Source organism: Allobosea psychrotolerans (assembly GCF_002917105.1).
Classification (GTDB): Bacteria; Pseudomonadota; Alphaproteobacteria; order Rhizobiales; family Beijerinckiaceae; genus Allobosea; species Allobosea psychrotolerans.
Window position 1 is genome coordinate 209,332 of the sequence record NZ_PQFZ01000001.1, and the last position, 21,597, is coordinate 230,928.

A 21,597-nucleotide genomic window follows, 5' to 3' on the forward strand; every position below is an offset into this window, starting at 1 on the left:
GACGTCGAGCCTTCAAGGCCCGACCAAGGCGGCGCTGCCATTCCGTTCGAGACGGTCTTTCATGAACCTCGCCGACACGATCCGCGCGATTCCGGACTACCCCAGGCCCGGTATCATTTTCCGCGACATCACCACGCTGCTGGGGGATGCGCGCGCTTTTCGCCGCGCCGTCGACGAGCTGGTCCAGCCTTTCGCCGGGCTGAAGATCGCCAAGATCGCAGGCATCGAAGCGCGCGGCTTCATTCTCGGCGGGGCGGTGGCGCACCAGCTCTCTGCCGGCTTCATCCCCGTGCGCAAGAAGGGGAAGCTGCCGCATGAGACGGTCAGCGTGACCTATCAGCTCGAATACGGGACCGACGAGATCGAGGTGCACAAGGATGCGGTCAAACGCGGCGAGCGCGTGCTGCTGGTCGACGATCTGATTGCGACCGGCGGCACGGCGGAGGGGGCGGTCAGCCTGCTCTCCAGCTTGGGCGCCGAGGTCGTGGCCGCCTGCTTCATCGTCGACCTTCCGGATCTGGGCGGGGCCGACAAGGTCAGGCGGCTCGGCGTGCCGGTGCGCACGCTGGTCTCCTTCTCCGGACATTGAGCCCATGAAGATCCACGGCCAGCCCTATCGCACGATCTGGCTCGCGCAGGATGGCTGGCGTGTCTGCGTCATCGACCAGACCAGGCTGCCCTTCCGCTTCGAGACGGTGACGCTGGGCTCCGTCGAGCAGGCGGCCGACGCGATCGCAACGATGATCGTGCGGGGCGCACCACTGATCGGGGCGACGGCGGCCTATGGCGTGGCGCTGGCGATGCGGAGCGATCCGTCCGATGCCGCATTGGAGGCTGTGATGGCGCTGCTGGGCGCGACACGACCGACCGCCGTCAATCTGCACTGGGCCTTGAACCGCATGCGCGTCCGGCTCGTGGGCCTGAAGCCCCGGGTGCGTGCCCAGGCCGCGTACACCGAAGCCGCCCTGCTTTGCGACGAGGACGTCGCGCTCTGCCGGGCGATCGGCGATCACGGCCTGCCGCTGATCCGCGAGATCGCGTCGCGCAAGCCTGCCGGCGGGCCGATCAACATCCTGACCCATTGCAATGCCGGCTGGCTCGCCACTGTCGATTGGGGCACGGCGCTGGCGCCGATCTACCGCGCTCATGATGCCGGCCTGCCTGTCCATGTCTGGGTCGATGAGACGCGCCCGCGCAACCAGGGAGCGGCGTTGACGGCCTATGAACTCGGTGCCCATGGCGTGCCCCATAGCGTGATCGTCGACAATGCCGGCGGCCATCTGATGCAGCGCGGCCAGGTCGACATGGTCATCGTCGGCACCGACCGCACGACCGCGACCGGCGATGTCGCCAACAAGATCGGTACCTATCTCAAGGCGCTCGCCGCGCATGACAATGGCGTGCCCTTCTATGTGGCGCTGCCTTCGCCGACGATCGACTGGAGCCTGCGCGACGGCTTCAGCATTCCGATCGAGGAGCGCGCGGCGCGCGAGGTCACGCACCTCTCGGGCCTGAATGAAGATGGCGAGGTCGCTTCGTTCCGCGTCGCTGCGCCCGGCAGCCCAGCGGTGAATCCCGCCTTCGACGTCACGCCGGCCCGGCTCGTGACCGCGTTGATCACCGAGCGCGGCGTCGCCCCGGCCACGGCCGAGGGGCTGGCCGCTCTCTTCCCCGACCTCGCGCGCGGAGCCGCAGCATGAATGAGGCAGCTCTGCGCTCGCAGATCGTCGCGGTCGCCCAGGCGATCGACAAGGCCGGTTTCTGCCCGTCGAAATCCGGCAATGTTTCGGCTCGCTTCGGGGATGGCTTGCTGATCACGCCGTCAGGTCTGCCCTATGCCCAGACGGCGCCTGACGACCTGATCCATCTCTCGCTGGAGGGAGTTGTTGTCGGCGGGGCGCGCAAGCCCTCTTCGGAATGGCCGTTCCATGTCGAGATCTACAAGGCGCGGCCGGATGCGCAGGCGATCGTGCACACGCACTCGCCGCGCGCGACCGCGCTCTCCTGCACGCGGCGCGGCATCCCGGCATTCCACTACATGATCGCGCTTTGCGGTGGGGTGGATGTCCGCTGCGCGCCTTACGCAACCTTCGGTACGCCGGAGCTGGCGGCAAACGCGGTCAGAGCTCTGGAAGGTCGCAAGGCGGTCCTGCTCGCCAATCACGGCGTCATCGCGCTGGGCGGCTCGCTTGCCGGCGCGCATCAGATCGTGGCCGAGGTCGAGAACCTTGCCGGACAGTATCTCGACATCCTGGCGGCGGGGCTGGAGCCGGCGATCCTCGACGACACGGAGATGGCGCGGGTGAGCGCGAAATTCACGGGCTACGGCAAGGTCGGCTGATCCGACGAATGCATCTTACTGCTTGTTAAGGCCTCTCGCCTAATGACTGGGGGATGAAGCTCTCGCGCTATCTGTACGATTCGCTCGACATGCTCGGCATTGCCGCTTGCGAGTACGATGAATGCATGAACGCTATGGGCTGGAACAGCACCTTCCTGCAATTCTTCCCCGAGGATGATGGCGAGATCTTCGTCGGGGAGTCCTATCGCGACAATCTGCGGCGGTTTTATAGCGGCCGCCTGTCGCCCGAAGAGATGCCGGAGATCGAGCGCTACATCGCGGAGGGCGTCGCTCGCCACGAGAACCAGACGCAGCCGTTCGAGTTCAAGCATCATGGCCGCCGCCTGCGCGCCTCTTCGCTGCGCGCGCCCGATGGCGGCCGCGTGCGCTTGTGGCAGTGGCTGGACAACGAGCGCCACGCCGGCAGCTCGCCGGCATTCGCGCTGCCGATCATCGACGCGCTGCCCTTCATTCCCGATGGCGCCACGATTCTGGACGCGTCGGATCGCATCATCGCGGCCAATGATGCCTTCGCCCGGCTCTACGATCTGCCGCGCGGCCACACCGTCGTCGGCCGTACGCTGGACGAGATCATCGCCTGGTGCTGGCGCGATGCCTCGCCGGCCGGCGCCTGGCGCGCCGCCATCCGTAACGGCCTGCGCTATGATGGTGCGCCTTTCGAGATCGAATTGCCGGGGCAGCGCTGGCTCAGGGTGATCGCGCGGCACAGCGCCGACGGCGTCGGTTTCTTCACCCATGCCGACATCACTTCCGCAAAACGCCAGCAGATGGAGCTGCTGGAGGCGCAGGAGGCCCTGCGCCAGGCCAATGCGGCGCTGGCGGAGCTTGCCGAGACGGATGGGCTGACCGGCCTTGCCAACCGCCGCCGCTTCGTAACCGGCCTTGCAGAGGCCGTTGCGCTGGCGCAGCCGCTTGCGCTGATGATGATCGATGTCGATCATTTCAAGACGATCAACGACCGCTTCGGCCATCTGGTGGGCGATGCCTGCCTCAAGGCCATCGCCGATGTCGTGGCTAGGCAGGTCTCGTCGGCCACGGCGCTCGTCGCGCGGATCGGAGGCGAGGAGTTCGGCATCCTGTTCGGTGGCATGCGGATCGAGGCGGCCTATCAGATCGCAGTTGCCATCCGCACCGCCCTGGCGCGGGCGCCATGGCGAGCGTTGCACCCGAATCTGGCTGATGTAACCGTGTCGATCGGACTTTGCGCCGATGAAGGCCCGCTGGATGGTACGCGCCTCCATGCCTGCGCCGACGAGGCCCTCTATGCGGCCAAGCGCAACGGCCGCGATCGCATCGAGATCCTGGATCTGCCGCAGATGCCGCTGCAGATCGCGGGCTGATCAGGAGCGGCGCTCCACGAAGGCGCAGCCGTCGAAGCTGAAGACCTCTTCGCCATGCTGATTCACCCCGGTGTTGTGGTGGAAGAACAGCCCCCATTGCGGGCGCGAGGCGCTGGCGCGCTTGTCGGTCACCGCCGAGTGATAGGTGATGCGGTCACCGACGAAGACCGGCCTCGACCAGCGCAGATTGCTGAAGCCGGGCGAGGGGCCCAGGCGTGGCGCCGTCTCGGGCAGGCTGGCTGCGACCTGGCGCTTGCGATGGGCGACCATCGCCGCCATCCAGACCGAGCCGGTATGCCAGCCTGAGGCGGCAAGGCGCCCGAAGGAGCTCTTGGCGGCCGCCTCCGCATCCATGTGGAAAGGCTGCGGATCGAAGGAGCGGGCGAAACCGATGATCTCTTCATCCGTGAACAGGAAGCTGCCGAGCTCATGGCTGCTGCCGATCTCCAGCTCCTCGAAGAAACGCGCCGGCTCGATCTCCGCGCGCGGTGCTTCGAGCGAGCTCTCTACGGTCGGGCGGACATAATGCGACGAATGCGCCAGCCAGTTGCCGGGATAGGGGGCGATGGAGGAGCCGCGACGGCCGAACATGATCCAGTTGGTCTGTTCGAGCACGGGTTCGTCGCGCTGGTTCAGGAGCTCGAAGCGGAAGCGCACCAGCCCCATCTCCGGCCGTGAGCGCGAAGCCTTGCTTTCGAGCACGGTGCGGCGCGCGCTCAATCGATCGCCCGGCTTGACCGGCCGTAGCCATTTGACCTCGTCGATGCCAGGTGCGCCCATCGCGGTCGAGTCGAGCAGGACATTTTCCGCGATCAGCCGCATCAACAGCGAACAGCTGTGCCAGCCCGAGGCGATCAGGGTCCCGACGAAGCTCTGCTTGGCGGCGATCGGGTCGGTGTGGAAGTCCTGCGCGTCATAGCGTGAGGCATAGGCGATGATGTCGGATTGCGAGATGCCGATACTGCCGGCCTGCGCCGTCTCGCCCGCAATGAAATCCTCGAAACAGATCATGAAGCGCACCCTCGGCTTGCAATGCGCCGAGGGTGTATCACGCCGAAACGGGGGTGGAAGGCCTGTCCGTGCAAATGCCGCGTGCAGGCTGCGCCGGCCGCTCACAGATGCCGAGGCTGATGCTTTGTATCGGTTGCGTCGTCCCTGCGTCCGGTGACAAGCCAGATGATCAGCCCAAATGCCACGCCCAGGCCAAGAACCAGCTCATTGGAGACTATTGCCAGGATGCCGGCAAAGCCGCTTGCGGTTTCGAACACGGTCTCGAGAGTGTCCATCGGAACCTCCCTTGCTGCGTTCATGAGATATCTGCCTGACGAAGAGGCAATTCAACTTACAGTTTCGTCATCTTTCATGAGCGCGGCGCATAGCTGCCCCGCCCGACGCTCCGGAAAGCCGACTCAGTTGGCGAAACGGAAATGCAGCACGTCGCCGTCGGCGACGACATAGTCCTTGCCTTCGAGCCGGAACTTGCCGGCCTCACGCGCGCCGGCCTCGCCCTTGTTGGCGATGTAGTCGGAATAGGCGATCGTCTCGGCGCGGATATACCCCTTCTCGAAATCGCTATGGATCACGCCGGCGGCGGCCGGCCCCTTGGTGCCCTTTTCAATCGTCCAGGCGCGGGCTTCCTTCGGGCCGACGGTGAAATAGGTCACGAGGTCGAGCAGGGTGTAGCCGGCGCGGATGACGCGGTTGAGGCCAGGTTCCTCCAGGCCTACCGCCTCCAGATAGTCCCTCTGGTCGGCCGCCGGCAGGACGGCGATCTCACTCTCGATCTTGGCGGATACGACGACGGCGACCGCGCCTTCCTCGGCCGCGCGCAGCTTCACCGCTTCCGAGAAGGCGTTGCCTTTGTCGGCGCTGGCTTCCTCGACATTGCAGACATAGAGCACGGGCTTCGACGACAGCAGGCCGAGCGTCTCGAACATCTTGCGCTCGTCGGCAGCGACCTGCACCAATCGTGCAGGCTTGCCCTCCCGCAGCAGCACGAGGCAGCGATTCATCAGATCGGCCAGCTCCTTGGCCTCCTTGTCGCCGGCCTTGGCCTTCTTCTCCAGCGGCAGCACGCGCTTCTCGAGGCTTTCGAGATCGGCGAGCATCAATTCGGTCTCGATGATCTCGATGTCGTTGATCGGTGCGACCTTGCCCTCGACATGGGTGATGTCGCCATCCTCGAAGCAGCGCACGACATGGGCAACGGCATCGCACTCGCGGATATTGGCGAGGAACTGGTTGCCGAGCCCTTCGCCCTTCGAGGCGCCGCGCACGAGGCCGGCGATGTCGACGAAGGTCAGCCGCGTCGGGATGATCTCCTTCGAGCCCGCAATGGCGGCGAGCTGCTCAAGCCGATCGTCAGGCACGGCGACGTCGCCGACATTGGGCTCGATCGTGCAGAAGGGATAGTTCGCGGCTTGTGCCGCCGCCGTCTGCGTCAGCGCGTTGAACAGGGTCGACTTGCCGACATTCGGCAGGCCGACGATACCGCATTTGAAACCCATGATGGCTGGTCCGTTGCGTCGCCGCCAATATCGCGGTCGCGCTGATGCTCTCGTGAATGGTTCGCGCCTTATTGGGGGCGAGGCGCGATAAACACAAGATGCCGCGCTGCAATAGGCTTGAGCAATTTCCGATCCAGTTGGATCGTTCAACAGCTCTAGCTCTTTGTTTTGACGCGTTTTCTTCACGCGAACCGGTGTCCGCTTCGCTCGAAAACGCTCTCAGCCTAGAGGCTCACGCGAACGTGCATGGCGACGATGGCGGGAGCATGCACGACATAGGGCAGGCTGTGGCGGCATGCCGGGCCGCATTCGGAGACCTCTGTCATGCGCCGTGTTCCCGCCAGCCTGCTTGCCGCCGGCATCATCTTCGTGTCCAGCCTGGTGCAGGCCCAGGCGCCGACCACGCGCGTCCGGGGTACGGTCGAACGGGTCGAGGCTTCGGCCTTGAGCCTCAAGACCCCGGCAGGGGATGCCGTCACGGTTGCCCTGGCCCCGGGCTATGCGGTCGGCGGCGTGGTCAAGGCCTCCGTCGCCGACATCAAGAAGGGCGGTTTCATTGGCGTCGGCGCGCGGCCGCAGGCGGATGGATCGCTGCTCGCCGTGCAGGTCTTCATCTTTCCCGAGGCGATGCGCGGCACCGGCGAGGGCCACAGGCCCTGGAGCGTCCTGCCCGAATCGACCATGACCAATGCGACGGTGGCGGAGACGGTTACCCGCGTCGACGGCGCCAATATCGTGCTGAGCTATCCCGGCGGCGAGCAGAAGGTGACGATCACCGCCGATGCCAACATCATCATGGCGGCGCCGGCGCAGGCCTCGGATCTGGCGGCGGGCGCGCAGATCGCGCTGACGGCGAACCGGCAGCCGGATGGGAGCCTCGTTACCAACCGCATCACGATCGCCAAGGCAGGCGCGCAATTGCCGCTGTGACGGGCTGAGGCCTCGACCTCTCGATCTATTCGGGGGTCTTCTCGCCGAGCCGCTTCACCGCGCCATGGCCGCGCGCATCCATGAAGAGATGCACCTTGTTCTGGAAACCGGCATCGTCATGGGCGGCGAGCAACGTCGCATTGTCGGCGCAGGCGATGCAAAGATCCTCGACCCAGGGCTGCTCCGCCTTGCCGAAATCGTTCAGCACATAAGCGTGGACGAGCTCCTTGAGGCCGGGATGGCCAATGCCCATCCGGACGCGGCGATACTCGTTACCGATCGCACCCGTGGTCGAGCGCAGGCCGTTATGGCCGGCATTGCCGCCGCCGAGCTTCATGCGCAGCTTGGCGGGGGCGAGGTCGAGCTCGTCATGGAAGACGATGACATCCTCAGGCGCGACCTTGAAGAAGCGCGCCGCCTCGCCGATCGCGCGGCCGGATTCGTTCATATAGGTCTGGGGCTTGAGCAGGATGACCTTCTCAGAGCCGATCGTCGCCTCGCAGGCCTCGGCCTGGAAGCGCGCGCGCCAGGGCGAGGCGCGATGGGCGCGCGCGATCGTCTCGACCGCCATGAAGCCGATATTGTGGCGGTTGCGCGCATAACGCGCGCCTGGATTGCCGAGTCCGGCGAAGATCAGCATGGCGATGGGTCCGGCAGATGGCGAAACGGCCGGGAAAACCCGGCCGTTCCTGTCGTATCAGGCAGTGCTCGTGCCGGTCGGGCCCGACTTGTCAGGCCTTCTTGGCCTCAGCGGCGGGAGCCTCGGCAGCGGCCTCAGCCGCAGGCTCTGCTTCCTCGCCCATCGGCGGGACGATGGTCACGAGCGTGATGTCGGCGCGCGAGAGCAGCGTGGCGCCGGCGGGCAGGGTGAGCGCGTCGCCATGCAGCGAAGCGCCGATCTGCAGCCCGGCTACCGAAACCTCGAGGAATTCCGGGATGCTCTCGGGAGCGACGTCGATCTCAACGGCATGCTCGACGATCTGCATCGCGCCGCCAGCCTTGAGGCCGGGGCAGGCATCCTGGCCGACGACGTGCACCGGCACTTCGACCTTGATGGTCTGGCCTGCCGCAACGCGCAGGAAATCGACATGGATCGGGAAATCCTTGACCGGGTCGAGCTGATAGTCGCGTGGGACGACGCGCGTCTTCTTGCCGTCGACGCTGACTTCGAACAGCGTGGTCAGGAAATGTCCGCCATAGATCAGGAGGCGGGTCTTGTTGGCATCGAGAGCGATGGCTTCGGGAGCAGCGCCCCCGCCATAGATCACGGCAGGTGTAAGGCCTTGACGACGAACTGCACGGGCGGCCCCCTTGCCGACCTGTGCGCGCGCCGAAGCCTCGATTTGCTTCACGGCGGTCATGATTTTAGTCCTTGCTTCAAATGACAAGGCCGCCAGCTGGCGGCCTCTTTCGGTTCGCGCCCGTGCCTCCAAGGGTGTCAGTCGGGTGCTGGCAGGCTCATAAGCGAATTGGCCGGCAATCTCAAGTCCGTGACGGGAGATCCGCGCGCTCAGGCGGCGGAGGCCGTGATGGCGGCAGGCTGCTGTGTCTGCGCCCGGGGTCTCTCGCCGAGATGCTGCAGCAAGTCGGTGACGATCCCAGCGGGAACCGCGCGCGAGTAGAGATAGCCTTGGCCAAGGCGGCAACCGATCACCTGCAATCGCTCGGACTGCCCTTGCGTTTCGATCCCCTCGGCGATGACCTTCATGCCGAGGCGGTTGGCGATCCCGGCCAGCGCCTCGACGATCACGCTGCTCCTGGCGCCGCTTTCGATGCCGCCGACGAAGGAGCGGTCGATCTTGATGATGTCGACCGGGAAATCCAGCAGATGCGTCAGCGACGCAAAGCCGGTGCCGAAATCGTCCAGCGCCACGAGAATGCCCCGTTCGCGCAGCGCTGCCATGGTGCGGGCGACGCTGTCCTTGCGGTCTCCCATGAACACCTGCTCCGTGATCTCGACGACGAGATGTTCCAGCGGGAGATTGAAGCGCTCGAAGGTCTTGCTGATGCGCTGGACGAGATCGCCCTTCTGGAAGTCTGCGGAGGTGACGTTCAGGCCGACATGCTGGACGTGGATGCCGGCCTGCTTCCAGGCGGCCATGTCGGCCGCGACGGCGGCCAGCATCTGCCCGGAGATCCGGTAGGCGATCTTGGGATCGAGCATGGCCTCGTGGAATTCGCCGGCCGCGACGGTCCTGCCATCGTCGAGGCGCATCCGGGCCAGCGCCTCGACGCCGACGATCTTGCCGGTGTCGAGACGGATGATCGGCTGGTAGTAGGGGACGATGCGTCCTTCGGTCAGGGCGTCCGCAACGCTGCGGATCGTCTGGATGCGCCGCGTCATCGAGGTACGCAGGCCGTGCCGGAAGTGGACATAGCCGCCGCGTCGCGTCTCCTTGGCATGGTAGAGCGCGAAATCTGCATTTTGCCGAAGGGTCGTGCTGTCCGTGCCGTCCTCGCCGGCGAGGACTCCGCCGATGGTGACGCTCGGGATGATGCTGTGCCCGTCATGCTCGAATGGTGTGAGCATGGCGGCGAGAATGCCGCAGGCCACCGAGCGAAGCTGCGTCGTCTGGGAGCAATCGGGCAGCAGCACGGCGAACTCGTCGCCTCCGATCCGGCAGGCCATGCCGTTGACGGCGACCCGCGCGAGCCGCGCGCCCACCGTCTCGATCAGCGCGTCGCCGACGACATGGCCCATGGTGTCGTTGATCGTCTTGAGGTGATCGATGTCGATCAGCATCAGGCCGAAAGCCAGGGGCGACGCGGCGGTCATGCGGGCGATGGCGTCATTGAAATGCACGCGGTTCGGCAGGCCGGTCAGCGTGTCGTAATAAGCGAGCCTGTGATTGCGGGAGCCGACCTCCTCATGCTCGATCGCGATCGCGCAGAGATGAAGGCAGGTCGTCACGATCTGGCGCTCGAGATCGTTGGGGCCGCGTCGCTGCTTGTAATAGAAGGCGAAGCTGCCGATCACGCGGCCGTCCCGCGCCGTGATCGGGCTCGACCAGCAGGCGCGCAGCCCGAGCGGCAAGGCCAGCGCCTTGTAATCGGCCCAGAGCGGGTCGTTCTCGATGTCCGTGACTTCGACCGCTTCACCGCGATGGATCGCCGTGCCACATGAGCCGACCGTCGGACCGATCGGTGTTCCGGTGATCGCGGTCGAGTAGTCTTGCGGCAGGCTCGGGGCGGCCAGCGTTTTGAGCCTGTATTCGGTGTCCGCCGCGATCACGGTGCAGATCACGCCGGGTGCGATCACCTCGACCTGCCGGCAGAGGCTGTCCATAATCGCGGCCAGCGGTTCGCCGCGCGCAATCGCCTCAAGGGTCTCGTTCTGCAAGGATTGTAGGCGTTCGACCGAATCCATCACCCGCATCGCGGTACTCGTTTCCTATGAGGAAGCGACTATGGGACCGGGGCGTGAAACCCGCGTTGCGGCGTTGTGTCGAATTGTCTGCTTCGAGCGAACGACTTCAGGCCGGCATCAGCCCCAGCCGCTCATCGCGGCGACGCAGCAGATGCATCAACGGCAGTGCGAACAGCACCATCCAGGCTTTGCCGATGATCTGGCCGGCGACGAAATCCAGGCTGCCGAAGGCGAGCCAGAGAAAGACGATGCTGTCGACGATGAGGCCGACAATGCTCGATGCGACGACGGCCGTGACGAAGCGGCGGCGCTGAAGCGGCGTATAGACAGCGAAATCCGCCAGCTCGGAGAGGAGGAAGGCGGCGACCGAGGCGAGGACGATGGCGGACGGGGCGAGGAAGGCGGAGATCGCGGCGCCGACGGCGATCGCGCCGAGGCCGGCGACGGGGCCGAGCCGGCGCTGGACGATGTCGCGCAGCACGAGCGCGAGGCCGATCATCAGCACGCCGCTCGGCGCGGCGATGCCGGGCGCAACCGGCACGAGGCATGGGCCATTGGGCACGCAGACCGTGCCGGCATTGCCGATCAGCCAATTCGCGGCGGGGATGGTGAGGGCGAAGAGGGCGAGGGCAACGAGACCCTCGGTGCGGCGCTGCTGGTCAAGTGTCATGGCTTGGTCCGGTGTCGTCGGGAGAAATCAGATAGGCGGAGTAGCCGTTGGCGCGCAATTCGCAGGCCGGGCAATGGCCGCAGCCATGGCCCCAGGCATGGCGCGTCGCCCGGTCGCCGAGATAGCAGCTATGGCTGTCCTCGACCACCAGCTCGAGCAGGGGCTGTCCGCCGAGCGCCTTGGCCAGAGCGAAGGTCTGCGCCTTGTCGCGCCACATCAGCGGCGTGTGCAGCACGAGCCTGCGGTCGAGTCCGAGTCCGAGCGCGACCTGCATCGCCTTGATCGTGTCGTCGCGGCAGTCGGGATAGCCGGAATAGTCGGTCTCGCAGACGCCGAGCACGATGTGCCTGCAATCGCGGCGATAGGCCAGCGCCGCGGCGAAGGAGAGGAAGATCAGGTTGCGGCCCGGAACGAAGGTGGTGGGAAGCCCGGTCTCAGCGAAAGCGATCTCGGTCTCGCGCGTCAGCGCCGTGTCGGAGATCGCGCCCAGCGCCCTGAGGTCGACGAGATGATCGGGGCCGAGCCGTTCCGAATGGAGCGTGGGCAGGGCGGGCAGCTTGTCGCGAATGCTCTGCCGGCATTCCAGCTCGATGCGATGGCGCTGGCCATAGTCGAAGCCGACGGTCTCGACGTTGGCGAAGCGCTCCAGCGCCCAGGCGAGAGCGACGGTCGAATCCTGGCCGCCGGAGAACAGCACGAGCGCCCGGCTTTCACTGGCTGAGGCCGCTGCCGCCATCAGACCACTCCTTGCCTCAGTCGAACAGGCTGGAGACGCTCGATTCACTTGCCGTGCGCTCGATCGCCTCGCCCATCAGGGAGGCGATCGAGATGACGCGGATATTGCGCGCCACCTTCACGGCCTCGGTCGGCAGGATGGAATCGGTGATCACCAGCTCCTTGAGCTTGGAGTTGGCGATGCGAGCCACTGCACCGCCTGAAAGTACGCCATGGGTGATGTAGGCGTAGACGTCCTTCGCCCCCTGGTCGAGCAGCGCTTCGGCGGCATTGCAGAGCGTGCCGCCGGAATCGACGATGTCGTCGAGCAGGATGCAGGAGCGCCCCTCGACCGAGCCGATGATGTTCATCACCTCGGATTCACCGGGGCGGTCGCGGCGCTTGTCGACGATGGCCAGCGGCGCGTCGATGCGCTTGGCGAGCGCGCGCGCCCGGACCACGCCGCCGACATCGGGCGAGACCACCATGGCGTTCTTCCAGTCGAGCCGCTCCTTGATGTCGCGCGACATCAGGGGGGCGCCGAACAGGTTGTCGGTCGGGATGTCGAAGAAGCCCTGGATCTGGCCGGCGTGGAGATCGAGCGTCAGCACGCGGTCGACGCCGGCATGGGTGATCAGGTTGGCGACGAGCTTGGCCGAGATCGGCGTGCGGCCGGAGGCGCGGCGGTCCTGCCGTGCATAGCCGAAATAGGGGATCACCGCCGTGATGCGCCTGGCCGAGGAGCGGCGCAACGCGTCGGTGATGATCAGCAACTCCATCAGATGGTCGTTGGTCGGGAACGAGGTCGACTGGATGATGAAGACATCCTGGCCGCGCACATTCTCCTGGATCTCGACGAAGACCTCCATGTCGGCGAAGCGCCTGACGGAGGCCTTGGCGAGAGGAATGCCGAGATGCGCGCAGATCGCCTCCGCGAGCGGCCGGTTTGAATTGCCGGCGACGACTTTGATCGAAGAGGGCATGCCGGGGCGCACCGTTTGAGACTTGGCTGGGCTGGACCAGCAGAAAGCTGGCTCATTTCGCAGGGCTCATAACAGCGAGATGACAGCGAGTCGACCGCTGCACTGCAACAGAAGCGTGCAAAACCGCCTATCCCTGGGCGCTTTATCGCGATTGCGCGGCGCCAGGGTGGCTCAGACCCGTGGCCGAGGCGCGGCCGCAGCCCGACCGTCAGCACAATGCCAGGATCCAGCTGGCTGAGGTGGAAAGCGTCGAGCCCGCCCAGAGAGGAACTCGAATCCTAGAGCTTCTTGCTGCCTGTTGCCGAAGCGGTCTTGGCTCCCGCCGCAGTCTTGCCCTTGGTCTTGTCGCTGGGATTCAGCGCTTCCACAGCGGGCGCCGTCACCAGGAAGCTCGCGATCGCATCCATCGATTCGGAAGCTGCCTTGGCGACGATGGTCTGGTCGAGGCCAGCCCAGGGATCGGTGCCGCTGCCGCGCCTGCCGAGGCTCTCGCCCTGGACGCGCTGGGCGCGCTTCTTGCCCGCATCATAAACGTCCCAGACGAAGGCGAGCGAGGTCTGGCCGTCCTCTGTCGGTTGTGCCGTGAGATAGCCGCGCACCCGGAAGCGGGCGGGCTTGTCGCCGGGCACGATCTCCATGCTGCGCTCGGCCGCCGCTTCGCCGAGCAGGCCGGCAAAGCGAGTCGTCACCGAATCGGGTGCGCCGGTAATGCTCTGAACCGACACGGGCACGCCGGGCGCATCGACCCGCTGCCGTGCCGCCGTCGTGGTTTCCTGGCAGCCAGCGAGTGCAAACGCTGCCACCGGCCCCAGGACGAGGCCGCTCAAACGTTGGATCATGACGCCTCCGCTCGGTTGGTTCGAGCTTGGATTGCTGTTCACTGCGCCGCAGGTTGTAAGCTCAACCGATGGCGAGGTCCAGTTCGGGGAGATTTAGGGCCTCAATGCGGTTTTCGCCCATGAAATCGACCCGTCCCGGGCGTGTCGCCAGCTCGGTCGTCGAATCGATCAGAGCCCCACAAGGCGGCTCCGGGGCGGGCTGATCTTGTCGGTGAGCGCTCGGGCGGATGCGGCATGGCGGTCGGCATGGGCGGTGCGCGAAAGATTGCGGGTTTTGTCCTTGTCGCCCATATGTGGGCCAGCGCGGGCTGACGAGGCCCCTTTTCGGAGAGCCCCATGGTCACCACCAGCAACCGCTTCCTCGACGACATCGCCCGTCTCGCCACGGATGCCGCCGGCGCGGCCCAGGGCGTGCGCCGCGAGGTCGAGACCGTCGTGAAGACGCAGATCGAGCGCCTGCTGCGCGACATGGACGTGGTCACCCGCGAGGAGTTCGAAGCCGTGCGCGAGATGGCGCTGCTGGCGCGAGAGGAAAACGACAAGCTGGCGCAGCGCCTGGCGGCGCTGGAAGGCAAGAAAGCCAAATCCTGAAAAGCCAAGTCCTGATGCCAGATCTCCGAAACCAGGCCCGATGCCTGGCCGTGAAGGTTTCGCGCCCTGCGTGCCCTTAGGTCGCGCCATCCACAACCATGTGCTGTGGACAGGCGTGGCCGGGTCTTGAGCCGCGCCCCCGAATCCGAAGAGCTTCACGCCGTGTTGGGAGCGTCACAGCGCCTGCGCTATCGTCGAGGAAGAGAGTTGATTCGACGGTCGGTCCCGCGCCTCGGGATCTGCCGCCGGAAACGGGGCGCAGACTAGCGCGTTCCGGCAGTCGGGTTGTGTCCGTTGCGCTTTCCAGTCGCCGTGTTCCCGTTCTCGAACGTGCCGTCCCCGTCAGCCGATGGGCAGCGGCAGTTGGACCTTAGGGCATGATGGATCTTGACCTGGATGCTGAACTCGACCGGCCTTCCAACCCCCTCGACCTGATCGAACGCTTAGCCGCCCTCAACAACTGGACCTTCGACCGGGACAGCGACGACGAACTCTCCGTCGCGGTCACGGGCGGCTGGGCCGATTATCATGTCGCCATCACCTGGCTTGCCGAGGTCGAGGCGATCCATATCGCCTGCGCCTTCGACCTGAAGGTGCCCGACCGCCGCCGGGCCGAGGTGCTGCAGCTCGTCAGCCTCGTCAACGAGCAGCTCTGGCTTGGCCATTTCGACCTCTGGAGCTCGGAAAACGTGGTGATGTATCGCCACGCCCTCCTGCTCTCGGGCGGGGCGGAGCCGACCGACGAGCAGGCCGCCGCGTTGATCAAGGCGGCGATCGAGGCCTGCGAGCGCTATTTCCAGGCCTTCCAATTCGTCGTCTGGGCGGGAAAGACGGCCAAGGAAGGCCTCGAGGGCGCGATGCTGGAAACGGTCGGCGAGGCCTGAGCTTTCGGTTTTCGTCATGCCCGGGCTTGACCCGGGCGTCTCATGACGAGAAGGCTTCCTGAAAGAGAGATGCTCGGGGCAAGCCTGGGCATGACGTCCGTTACCGCCTTGCGAGAGACCGCCATGTCCAACCCCTTGCCGCAGACCCTCGTCCTCATCGGTGCGGGCAAGATGGGGGGCGCGATGCTGGAGGGCTGGCTGCGCATCGGCATGAATCCGGCCGGCATCAGCCTGATCGATCCCAAACCCTCCGACGAGATGGTGGCGTTCGCGACCGAGAAGGGCATGGTGCTCAACCCCGCGCCGGGCGCCATCGCTCCGGCCGAGGTCGTGGTGCTCGCGACCAAACCGCAGATGCTCGACACGGCGGCGCCTGCCGTCCAGGCCTTCATCCATCCCAAGACGCTGCTGATCTCGATCCTCGCCGGCAAGACACTGGGTGATCTCGCCGCGCGCCTGCCGAACGCGACCGCGCTGATCCGCGCCATGCCGAACCTGCCGGCCTCGGTGCAGCGCGGCGCCACGGCGGCGGCTCCCGGACCAGGCGTCAGCGCGGCGCAGCGGGCGATGGCCGATGCGCTGCTCGGCAGCATCGGCAAGGTCGAGTGGCTCGATAACGAGAACCTGATCGATGCCGTGACAGCCGTCTCCGGTTCCGGCCCGGCCTATGTCTTCCATCTCGTCGAATGCCTGGCGGCCGCGGGGGCGGCGGCGGGTTTGCCGCTCGATATCGCCGAGAGGCTGGCGCGCGCTACAATCGAGGGGGCGGGCGAGATGCTGTTCCAGTCGTCGCTTTCGCCTGCGACCCTGCGCCAGAACGTGACGTCTCCGGGCGGGACCACGGCCGCGGCCCTCGAGGTCCTGATGGCCGATGACGGGCTCAAGCCCCTGATGGGCCGGGCGGTGGCTGCCGCTAAACGTCGCGCCGAGGAGCTTTCAGGCTGATCGGCCTTTCAACGGTCGCGATCGAGACCTAGTTTTATCGGATCGCGTCGCGAGAGGAGATCTCCTATGGCCCGCAAACCCGTTTCCCCGACATCCGAGACCGCCGCGCCGCCGAGCGACGACCCGCGCAAGCGGGCAATCGAGGCGCTGATGCGGCTGGCCGCCAATCGCGCCTGGAGCGAGATCGAGCTCAGCGACATTGCCGCGGAGGCTGGCCTGTCGCTCTCCAGCCTGCGCGGCCTCTTTCCCTCGAAGCTCGCCATGCTCGGCGGGCTGACGCGCCTCGTCGACGACGCCGTACTGGCGGGCTCTTCCGACGATCTCGCGGGCGAGCCCATCCGCGAGCGGCTGTTCGATCTCGTGATGCGCCGGCTCGATGCGCTCGCGCCCTATAAGGAGGGGTTGCGCCGGATCGTGCCGGTCATCCGGCGTGATCCGCTGACACTTGCCGCCCTCAATCGTGGTGCGGTGAACTCCTGGCGCTATATGCTCGCCTCGGCTGGCATCCCAACCGAGGATGCGCTTGGCGGCCTGCGTGTGCAGGGCGCGGTGCTGTTGATGGCGCGCGTCGGCGAGACCTGGCTCGGCGAAGACGAGCCCGAGCTGTCACGGACGATGGCGCGGCTGGATCGCGAATTGAAGACGGCTGGCGCGATCATGGCGCGCGTCGAGGACGTTCACAGGCTCACCGCGCCGCTGCGCGGGCTGGCGCGGGCGCTGTGCTCAGGCAAGCGGCCACATATCCGCCGCCGGGAACGCAGTGATGAGCGCCCGCGCGGCGGTGATGCCGAGGACTACGTGCCGGCAATCTGAGGCCTGCCGGAATCATGGCGAAAACGAGGCATCGTTAAGCGGTCCTTAGCCATTTCTCGCAAATGTGGGGAATCTCACTTTGCGCGGGGGCCGCGGTGTCGCTGATGAAGAAATTTGCCATGTTGTCGATCGGCCGCTCCTTCGGGCTGGTCGCGCTTCTCGCCGCGATCATCGCCATCGGCAGCGTGAGCTTCACGCTGTTCGAGGCGCGCAAGGAGATGATCGAGCTCAAGCGCGCCGAGATGAAGAATGCAGTCGAAGCCGCGGCCTCGACCGTCAACAGCTATCTCGCGCGCGCGGAGAAAGGCGAGCTGAAGGAGGCCGATGCCAAGAAGATGGCGATCGACGCGATCTCCAATGCCCGCTTCGACAACGGCAACTACTATTTCGTGGTCAACTTCGACAGCATCAGCGTCTCGCATGCCAACAAGAAGATCGAAACGACCGACATGTCGCCGCTCAAGGATTCGACCGGCAGGTTCTTCGTCAAGGACATGGTCGAACTGGCCAAGACGAAGGGCACAGGCTTCATCGACTATGGCTGGACGAAGCCGGGGGACAAGGAGCCTTCGCTCAAGATCTCCTATGTCATCGCCGTGCCGAAATGGCAGTGGGTGATCGGCTCTGGCCTGCATGTCCACGATGTCGACGCCGCGTTCAACAGCGTGATCGGCGACGTCGCCAAGGTGCTGGTGCCGCTCGGCCTCGTCATGCTCGGCGTCGTGATCTTTCTCAGCCGGCGCGCCTCCGGCATGCTCGCCTCGATCGCCAGCACGATGAACGGCCTTGCCGCCGGCGATTTGCAAACTACGATCGCGCATCAGGAACGGTCCGACGAAGTCGGTTCGATGGCGCGGGCGCTCGTCGTGTTCCGTGACGCCGGCCTCGCCAAAGCCGAGATGGAGGCCGACAAAACCCGTGTCGAGGCGCAGGCGAATGCCGAGCGCGACGCGGCCGACAGCGCGCGGCGGCACAATGAAGCCGAGCGCGCCGAGGCGTCCAGGACGCAGGAGGGCGTCGTCCAGGCGCTCGGCGCCGGGCTCGAGCGGCTCGCCGTGGGTGACCTAACCTACCGGATCAACGAGGCCTTCAGCGCCGACTACGCCAAGCTGAAGGACGACTTCAACGGCACCATCGCGACGCTGCAGGAGACGATGCGGCAGATCGCGACCAACACCGAGAGCATGAAGGCGGGCTCGGTCGAGATCAGCCAGGCGGCCGACGACCTCGCCGGGCGCACCGAGCAACAGGCCTCCTCCGTCGAGGAAACCGCCACGGCGCTGGACGAATTGACCGCGACCGTGCGCCAGACCGCCGAGAGCGCTCGCCTCGCCAGCCAGGTGACGAGCGAGGTCAAGGCGGAGGCCGAGCAGTCGACCTCGATCGTGCGTGACGCGGTGCTGGCCATGGGCGGCATCGAGAAATCGGCGGACGAGATCTCGCAGATCGTCGGCGTCATCGACGAGATCGCCTTCCAGACCAATCTGCTTGCGCTGAACGCCAGCGTCGAGGCGGCTCGCGCCGGCGACGCCGGCAAGGGCTTTGCCGTGGTCGCCTCCGAGGTGCGTGCGCTGGCGCAGCGCTCGGCGGAAGCCGCCAAGGAGATCAAGGGCCTGATCTCGGCCTCGAATGTCGAGGTCGAGAAGGGCGTCACGCTGGTCGGGCAGACCGGCGGCGCATTGCAGAGGATGGCCGAGGAGATCACGCGCGTGACCTCGCTGGTTGCCGAGATCGCCAGTGCAGCGCAGGAGCAGGCGGCGGGTCTGCAGGAGGTTAACGCCGCCGTCAACGAGATGGACCAGGCGACGCAGCAGAACGCCGCCATGGCGGAGGAATCGACCGCCGCCGCGCATTCGCTCTCGCAGGAGGCCGACAGGCTCGCCGGGCTCGTGGCACGCTTCCAGCTCGGCGGCGATGTCAGCGGGCTCAAGGCCATGGCCAGGACGATGCAGGCGGCGGTGGCCGCCGCGCCGCGCGCGGCTGCGCCCAGGGCGGTGCGGACCATGGGCGCCGCTGCGGCGGCGACCATGTCAAAACGCGACCATGACAAGGCTTGGGAGGAATTTTGAGCATCTCTTCGGAACCCGCCGCCACGATCGGCTTCGACGACTTCCTCAAGGTCGACATCCGTGTCGGCACGATCGTCGAAGCCTTGCCCTATCCCGAGGCGCGCAAGCCCGCGATCAAGCTCGTGATCGATTTCGGCGGCACCATCGGGCTGAAGAAGTCTTCGGCCCAGATCACCAAGCATTATCGGCCTGAGGATCTGCCCGGTCGGCAGGTCCTCGCAGTGGTGAACTTCCCGCCGCGCCAGATCGGCAAGTTCATGTCCGAGGTCCTGACGCTCGGCGTACCGGACGCCGATGGCGAGGTCGTGCTGCTCGCGCCGACCCTGGCCGTGCCGAATGGCGGGCGGCTCTATTGAGCCTGCGACGCGGTTCTAAGGGAAAGGCGCATGTCGGAGCCTTCGCAGCAGCATGAGGCCGTAGCCTCCCGCCGGTCCAGCCGCCTCGTGCTGCGTATCCCGCGGCCCGACGATCTCGACTTCCTGGTCGCGCTGTTCCAGCGACCCGAGCTCGTGGCGCATCGCCCACACCCGGTTCCCGACACGCCCGCGGCGAGCGCCGAGCGCCTGGCGCGCGACATCGCGCATTGGCGCCAGCATGGCTTCGGACGCTGGGCGATCGAGCAATCGGGAGCGCCGATCGGCTTCGGCGGCCTGACCGCGAAGCCAGGCGTCGAGGGGCTCAACCTGTCCTATCATCTCGATCCTGCCTCCTGGGGGCGGGGCTTCGCATCCGAGTTCGTGGCGGAGGCCCTGGCGGTCGCTTTCGGCCCGCTGCGGGCTGGGCGCGTCATCGGCCTGGTGCGCCCGGCCAATCCGGCTTCACGCCGCGTGCTCGAAAAATCCGGCTTCGTCTTCGAGCGCGAGATCATGCTCGAGGGTGCACCAACGCAGCAATTGGCGCGGTTTCCGCAGGCGAATTGAGGCGGGCGACGTCCCAGAGTTTTTCGCCTTGCTCCGAAATGCGGAAATACTCTGCCTCTTTGTTTTGGCGCATTTTCTTCACGCGAACCGGTATCCACTTCGCTTGAAAATGCTCTAGGCCCAGACTCCGGTCGCAAGCGTGGTCGCGGCCGGTTCGGGCGGCGACCATTGCAGCGGCAGGGCAGCGTGGCGCCGCCAGCCCCCGGTGATGCGCAGGCGCCAGATCCGCTCGGCGCCGGTCAAGCGTGCGACCTCGGGCCCCGACCAGACGATCTCGACGTGGCCCTGAAGCTGCAGCATCGCGCCGTTCTCGAAATCGATGAAGAGCAGGGAGGCGCGAGGATCGCGCAGCAGATTGCCAAGGGTGTTGAAATAGTTGTTGCCGGCGAAATCCGGCACGCTCAGCACCTCGCCGTCGATACCGACGAAGCCGGGCCTGCCGCCGCGATGCGAGATGTCGAGGCCGCCGAGCTTGCGCGCCCCACTCGTGCTGGCGACGAAGAAGGTGTCGGAACGGCCGATCAAGGCACACGCCGCGTCGTCGAGCCGCGCGATGGGCTCGATCGAGCCGCCATCGGCAGGCGCGATTGGCTGCGGCGTCCGGGCCTGAATGTATTTCGCGCAATTGCCGAAGCTCTGCGTCACCGCGACCGAGAACCCCCCGGGATCGCGCGCCGCGATCAGGCCGTTGGCGCGGTTACGCCGGCGCGTCGGGAATTCGAGGCCGAGCAGGCCGATCGGCTGGCCCGGCTTGAGGTGAGGGGCGGCGGGATCATCGGAAGCGGGGAGGGCGCGGATCGCGAGCGTTGTCGGCGTCGGGCTGCGGATGAAGCCGGGTTCGCCGCTCAGCACGGTTGCGATCGGATGCCCCGTCTCGTCGCCCAGTGCAGCGAAGAGCAGCGGCAGCTGCCCGAAGAAGACGCGGTGCTGTTCCGGCATGAGATCGCGGATGCCGGCGCCGCGCGTGCCCACCCCGGCGAGGGCTTGCGCCTCGAGCTCGCCTGGATGGAAGGGCGTCCCGTCCATGGCGTTCAACTCGCTTTGGGCAAGGGCGAGGCGGGCATCGCCTTGAAGAAGGGCAATGCCTCGATCCGGGCGATCCAGGTCCGCAAGGCGGGATAGGGCGCCAGCGATATGCCGCCTTCCGGCGCATGCGCGACATAGGAGAAGCAGGCGAGGTCGGCGAGGGTGGGGTGCTCAGCGGCGAGGAAGTCGCGCCCGGTCAGGTGCTCCTCCATGAAGCCGAACAGCTTGCTGGCGATCCGGCCGGCGCGTGCAGGGTCATCGATCACGCCGAACTGCGCGATCAGGCGGGCGCTGCCCGGCCCGTGCATGACCTCGCCAGCGGCGATCGAGAGCCAGCGCTGCACTTGCGCCGCCGCGAGCGGTTCCTCCGGCAGCCAATGGCTGCCTGCGCCGTAGCGCTTGGCGAGATAGACCATGATCGCATTGCTGTCGCAGACCGTGAGCTCGCCATCCTGCAGCACCGGGATCTGCTGCATCGGGTTCAGCTTGCGGAAGGCGTCGCTGCGGCGGATGTCCGCGGGAGCAGAGGCAAGCTCATAAGGCAGGCCAAGCGCCAGCAGCAGCAATTCGACGCGGTGGGCATGGCCGGAGAGCGGCGTGCCGTGGAGAACGATCCGGGGCTGTGTCATGGGAACCT

General features: G+C 66.3%; 24 protein-coding genes. 12 read left to right on the top strand and 12 right to left on the bottom strand.

The genetic code is table 11. The annotated features are described in order from the left end of the window. The first annotated feature begins 61 nt into the window (after positions 1-61). From CYD53_RS00975 to CYD53_RS00990, 4 genes are read left to right on the top strand one after another with little or no spacing between them, the layout of a single operon-like run. Positions 62-589, top strand: a complete 528-nt coding sequence (locus CYD53_RS00975; RefSeq protein ID WP_092167307.1) for an adenine phosphoribosyltransferase — start codon at positions 62-64, stop codon at positions 587-589. Positions 590-593: 4 nt separating this feature from the next. Then, positions 594-1,700: an S-methyl-5-thioribose-1-phosphate isomerase gene (mtnA, locus tag CYD53_RS00980; protein ID WP_103716272.1), complete on the top strand. Its 1,107-nt coding sequence runs from the start codon at positions 594-596 to the stop codon at positions 1,698-1,700. After that, positions 1,697-2,341, top strand: a complete 645-nt coding sequence (locus tag CYD53_RS00985) for a class II aldolase/adducin family protein (protein WP_103716273.1) — start codon at positions 1,697-1,699, stop codon at positions 2,339-2,341. Before mtnA ends, CYD53_RS00985 begins: the two co-directional genes overlap by 4 nt. Positions 2,342-2,394: 53 nt before the next feature. Further along, the gene (locus CYD53_RS00990) at positions 2,395-3,702 is read left to right on the top strand and encodes a GGDEF domain-containing protein (protein ID WP_103716274.1); all 1,308 of its coding nucleotides are present in this window, start codon (positions 2,395-2,397) and stop codon (positions 3,700-3,702) included. Here CYD53_RS00990 and CYD53_RS00995 read toward each other — a convergent pair whose 3' ends face one another. From CYD53_RS00995 to ychF, 3 genes are all read right to left on the bottom strand, one after another. Continuing rightward, positions 3,703-4,713: a MaoC family dehydratase gene (locus CYD53_RS00995; protein ID WP_103716275.1), complete on the bottom strand. Its 1,011-nt coding sequence runs from the start codon at positions 4,711-4,713 to the stop codon at positions 3,703-3,705. 101 nt (positions 4,714-4,814) lie between these two features. After that, positions 4,815-4,988 carry a hypothetical protein gene (locus CYD53_RS30075; protein WP_181011662.1) on the bottom strand — a complete coding sequence of 58 codons (174 nt, stop codon included), beginning with the start codon at positions 4,986-4,988 and terminating at the stop codon, positions 4,815-4,817. A gap of 123 nt (positions 4,989-5,111) precedes the next feature. Further along, positions 5,112-6,209, bottom strand: coding sequence for a redox-regulated ATPase YchF (gene ychF / locus CYD53_RS01000; RefSeq protein ID WP_103716276.1), 1,098 nt, complete (start codon positions 6,207-6,209; stop codon positions 5,112-5,114). 324 nt (positions 6,210-6,533) lie between these two features. Here ychF and CYD53_RS01005 point away from each other — a divergent pair, with 324 nt between their 5' ends. Continuing rightward, entirely contained in the window at positions 6,534-7,139 is a 606-nt protein-coding gene (locus CYD53_RS01005; protein ID WP_103716277.1) for a hypothetical protein, read from the top strand. 25 nt (positions 7,140-7,164) lie between these two features. On the opposite strand, the gene pth is transcribed toward CYD53_RS01005, so the two are convergent. The 7 genes from pth to CYD53_RS01040 all read right to left on the bottom strand — a co-directional run bounded on the left by pth (position 7,165) and on the right by CYD53_RS01040 (position 13,712). Then, positions 7,165-7,779, bottom strand: coding sequence for an aminoacyl-tRNA hydrolase (gene pth, locus CYD53_RS01010; RefSeq protein ID WP_103716278.1), 615 nt, complete (start codon positions 7,777-7,779; stop codon positions 7,165-7,167). A 91-nt stretch (positions 7,780-7,870) separates the two neighbouring features. After that, positions 7,871-8,500 (bottom strand): 50S ribosomal protein L25/general stress protein Ctc, encoded by a 630-nt coding sequence (locus CYD53_RS01015; RefSeq protein WP_103716279.1) that lies wholly within the window; start codon positions 8,498-8,500, stop codon positions 7,871-7,873. 149 nt (positions 8,501-8,649) lie between these two features. After that, on the bottom strand, positions 8,650-10,515 hold the full coding sequence (locus tag CYD53_RS01020; RefSeq protein WP_245928025.1) for a putative bifunctional diguanylate cyclase/phosphodiesterase: 1,866 nt from the start codon (positions 10,513-10,515) through the stop codon (positions 8,650-8,652). 97 nt (positions 10,516-10,612) lie between these two features. Further along, positions 10,613-11,176 (bottom strand): VUT family protein, encoded by a 564-nt coding sequence (locus CYD53_RS01025; RefSeq protein ID WP_069692786.1) that lies wholly within the window; start codon positions 11,174-11,176, stop codon positions 10,613-10,615. Next, complete coding sequence (gene queC / locus CYD53_RS01030) at positions 11,166-11,912, bottom strand: 7-cyano-7-deazaguanine synthase QueC (RefSeq protein WP_103716280.1); 747 nt, start codon at positions 11,910-11,912, stop codon at positions 11,166-11,168. Before queC ends, CYD53_RS01025 begins: the two co-directional genes overlap by 11 nt. Positions 11,913-11,928: 16 nt before the next feature. Continuing rightward, the gene (locus tag CYD53_RS01035; RefSeq protein ID WP_103716281.1) at positions 11,929-12,873 is read right to left on the bottom strand and encodes a ribose-phosphate pyrophosphokinase; all 945 of its coding nucleotides are present in this window, start codon (positions 12,871-12,873) and stop codon (positions 11,929-11,931) included. 278 nt (positions 12,874-13,151) lie between these two features. Then, positions 13,152-13,712 (bottom strand): hypothetical protein, encoded by a 561-nt coding sequence (locus tag CYD53_RS01040; protein WP_103716282.1) that lies wholly within the window; start codon positions 13,710-13,712, stop codon positions 13,152-13,154. 336 nt (positions 13,713-14,048) lie between these two features. On the opposite strand from CYD53_RS01040, the gene CYD53_RS01045 reads away from it, so the two are divergent. From CYD53_RS01045 to CYD53_RS01075, 7 genes are all read left to right on the top strand, one after another. Continuing rightward, positions 14,049-14,303: an accessory factor UbiK family protein gene (locus CYD53_RS01045; protein ID WP_092167283.1), complete on the top strand. Its 255-nt coding sequence runs from the start codon at positions 14,049-14,051 to the stop codon at positions 14,301-14,303. A 377-nt stretch (positions 14,304-14,680) separates the two neighbouring features. Further along, positions 14,681-15,187 carry a type III secretion system chaperone family protein gene (locus CYD53_RS01050; protein ID WP_103716283.1) on the top strand — a complete coding sequence of 169 codons (507 nt, stop codon included), beginning with the start codon at positions 14,681-14,683 and terminating at the stop codon, positions 15,185-15,187. Between the two features lie 123 nt (positions 15,188-15,310). Next, the gene (gene proC / locus CYD53_RS01055; protein WP_103716284.1) at positions 15,311-16,132 is read left to right on the top strand and encodes a pyrroline-5-carboxylate reductase; all 822 of its coding nucleotides are present in this window, start codon (positions 15,311-15,313) and stop codon (positions 16,130-16,132) included. A 66-nt stretch (positions 16,133-16,198) separates the two neighbouring features. After that, entirely contained in the window at positions 16,199-16,945 is a 747-nt protein-coding gene (locus CYD53_RS01060) for a TetR family transcriptional regulator (protein WP_103716285.1), read from the top strand. Positions 16,946-17,049: 104 nt separating this feature from the next. Further along, complete coding sequence (locus CYD53_RS01065; protein WP_210202271.1) at positions 17,050-19,014, top strand: methyl-accepting chemotaxis protein; 1,965 nt, start codon at positions 17,050-17,052, stop codon at positions 19,012-19,014. 2 nt (positions 19,015-19,016) lie between these two features. Then, positions 19,017-19,370 carry a tRNA-binding protein gene (locus CYD53_RS01070; protein WP_103716642.1) on the top strand — a complete coding sequence of 118 codons (354 nt, stop codon included), beginning with the start codon at positions 19,017-19,019 and terminating at the stop codon, positions 19,368-19,370. Positions 19,371-19,400: 30 nt separating this feature from the next. After that, positions 19,401-19,934, top strand: coding sequence for a GNAT family N-acetyltransferase (locus CYD53_RS01075; RefSeq protein WP_103716287.1), 534 nt, complete (start codon positions 19,401-19,403; stop codon positions 19,932-19,934). A gap of 114 nt (positions 19,935-20,048) precedes the next feature. Here the strand turns inward: CYD53_RS01075 and CYD53_RS01080 are convergent, their stop codons facing one another. Both CYD53_RS01080 and CYD53_RS01085 read right to left on the bottom strand, forming a co-directional pair. Next, on the bottom strand, positions 20,049-20,960 hold the full coding sequence (locus CYD53_RS01080) for a pyridoxamine 5'-phosphate oxidase family protein (RefSeq protein WP_103716288.1): 912 nt from the start codon (positions 20,958-20,960) through the stop codon (positions 20,049-20,051). A 5-nt stretch (positions 20,961-20,965) separates the two neighbouring features. Continuing rightward, the gene (locus tag CYD53_RS01085) at positions 20,966-21,589 is read right to left on the bottom strand and encodes a glutathione S-transferase (RefSeq protein ID WP_103716289.1); all 624 of its coding nucleotides are present in this window, start codon (positions 21,587-21,589) and stop codon (positions 20,966-20,968) included. Positions 21,590-21,597: the final 8 nt, after the last annotated feature.

Excerpts from the sequence above, each read along its gene's own strand:
- pth (WP_103716278.1), bottom strand. The coding sequence starts at position 7,779 with ATGCTGATCTTCGCCGGACTCGGCAATCCAGGCGCGCGTTATGCGCGC.
- CYD53_RS00990 (WP_103716274.1), top strand. The coding sequence starts at position 2,395 with ATGAAGCTCTCGCGCTATCTGTACGATTCGCTCGACATGCTCGGCATT.
- proC (WP_103716284.1), top strand. The coding sequence starts at position 15,311 with ATGTCCAACCCCTTGCCGCAGACCCTCGTCCTCATCGGTGCGGGCAAG.
- CYD53_RS01020 (WP_245928025.1), bottom strand. The coding sequence starts at position 10,515 with ATGCGGGTGATGGATTCGGTCGAACGCCTACAATCCTTGCAGAACGAG.
- ychF (WP_103716276.1), bottom strand. The coding sequence starts at position 6,209 with ATGGGTTTCAAATGCGGTATCGTCGGCCTGCCGAATGTCGGCAAGTCG.
- CYD53_RS30075 (WP_181011662.1), bottom strand. The coding sequence starts at position 4,988 with ATGGACACTCTCGAGACCGTGTTCGAAACCGCAAGCGGCTTTGCCGGC.
- CYD53_RS01005 (WP_103716277.1), top strand. The coding sequence starts at position 6,534 with ATGCGCCGTGTTCCCGCCAGCCTGCTTGCCGCCGGCATCATCTTCGTG.
- CYD53_RS01080 (WP_103716288.1), bottom strand. The coding sequence starts at position 20,960 with ATGGACGGGACGCCCTTCCATCCAGGCGAGCTCGAGGCGCAAGCCCTC.
- CYD53_RS01065 (WP_210202271.1), top strand. The coding sequence starts at position 17,050 with ATGAAGAAATTTGCCATGTTGTCGATCGGCCGCTCCTTCGGGCTGGTC.
- CYD53_RS01045 (WP_092167283.1), top strand. The coding sequence starts at position 14,049 with ATGGTCACCACCAGCAACCGCTTCCTCGACGACATCGCCCGTCTCGCC.
- CYD53_RS01040 (WP_103716282.1), bottom strand. The coding sequence starts at position 13,712 with ATGATCCAACGTTTGAGCGGCCTCGTCCTGGGGCCGGTGGCAGCGTTT.
- queC (WP_103716280.1), bottom strand. The coding sequence starts at position 11,912 with ATGGCGGCAGCGGCCTCAGCCAGTGAAAGCCGGGCGCTCGTGCTGTTC.
- CYD53_RS01035 (WP_103716281.1), bottom strand. The coding sequence starts at position 12,873 with ATGCCCTCTTCGATCAAAGTCGTCGCCGGCAATTCAAACCGGCCGCTC.
- CYD53_RS00995 (WP_103716275.1), bottom strand. The coding sequence starts at position 4,713 with ATGATCTGTTTCGAGGATTTCATTGCGGGCGAGACGGCGCAGGCCGGC.
- CYD53_RS00985 (WP_103716273.1), top strand. The coding sequence starts at position 1,697 with ATGAATGAGGCAGCTCTGCGCTCGCAGATCGTCGCGGTCGCCCAGGCG.
- mtnA (WP_103716272.1), top strand. The coding sequence starts at position 594 with ATGAAGATCCACGGCCAGCCCTATCGCACGATCTGGCTCGCGCAGGAT.
- CYD53_RS01025 (WP_069692786.1), bottom strand. The coding sequence starts at position 11,176 with ATGACACTTGACCAGCAGCGCCGCACCGAGGGTCTCGTTGCCCTCGCC.
- CYD53_RS01015 (WP_103716279.1), bottom strand. The coding sequence starts at position 8,500 with ATGACCGCCGTGAAGCAAATCGAGGCTTCGGCGCGCGCACAGGTCGGC.
- CYD53_RS01050 (WP_103716283.1), top strand. The coding sequence starts at position 14,681 with ATGATGGATCTTGACCTGGATGCTGAACTCGACCGGCCTTCCAACCCC.
- CYD53_RS01085 (WP_103716289.1), bottom strand. The coding sequence starts at position 21,589 with ATGACACAGCCCCGGATCGTTCTCCACGGCACGCCGCTCTCCGGCCAT.
- CYD53_RS01075 (WP_103716287.1), top strand. The coding sequence starts at position 19,401 with ATGTCGGAGCCTTCGCAGCAGCATGAGGCCGTAGCCTCCCGCCGGTCC.
- CYD53_RS01060 (WP_103716285.1), top strand. The coding sequence starts at position 16,199 with ATGGCCCGCAAACCCGTTTCCCCGACATCCGAGACCGCCGCGCCGCCG.
- CYD53_RS00975 (WP_092167307.1), top strand. The coding sequence starts at position 62 with ATGAACCTCGCCGACACGATCCGCGCGATTCCGGACTACCCCAGGCCC.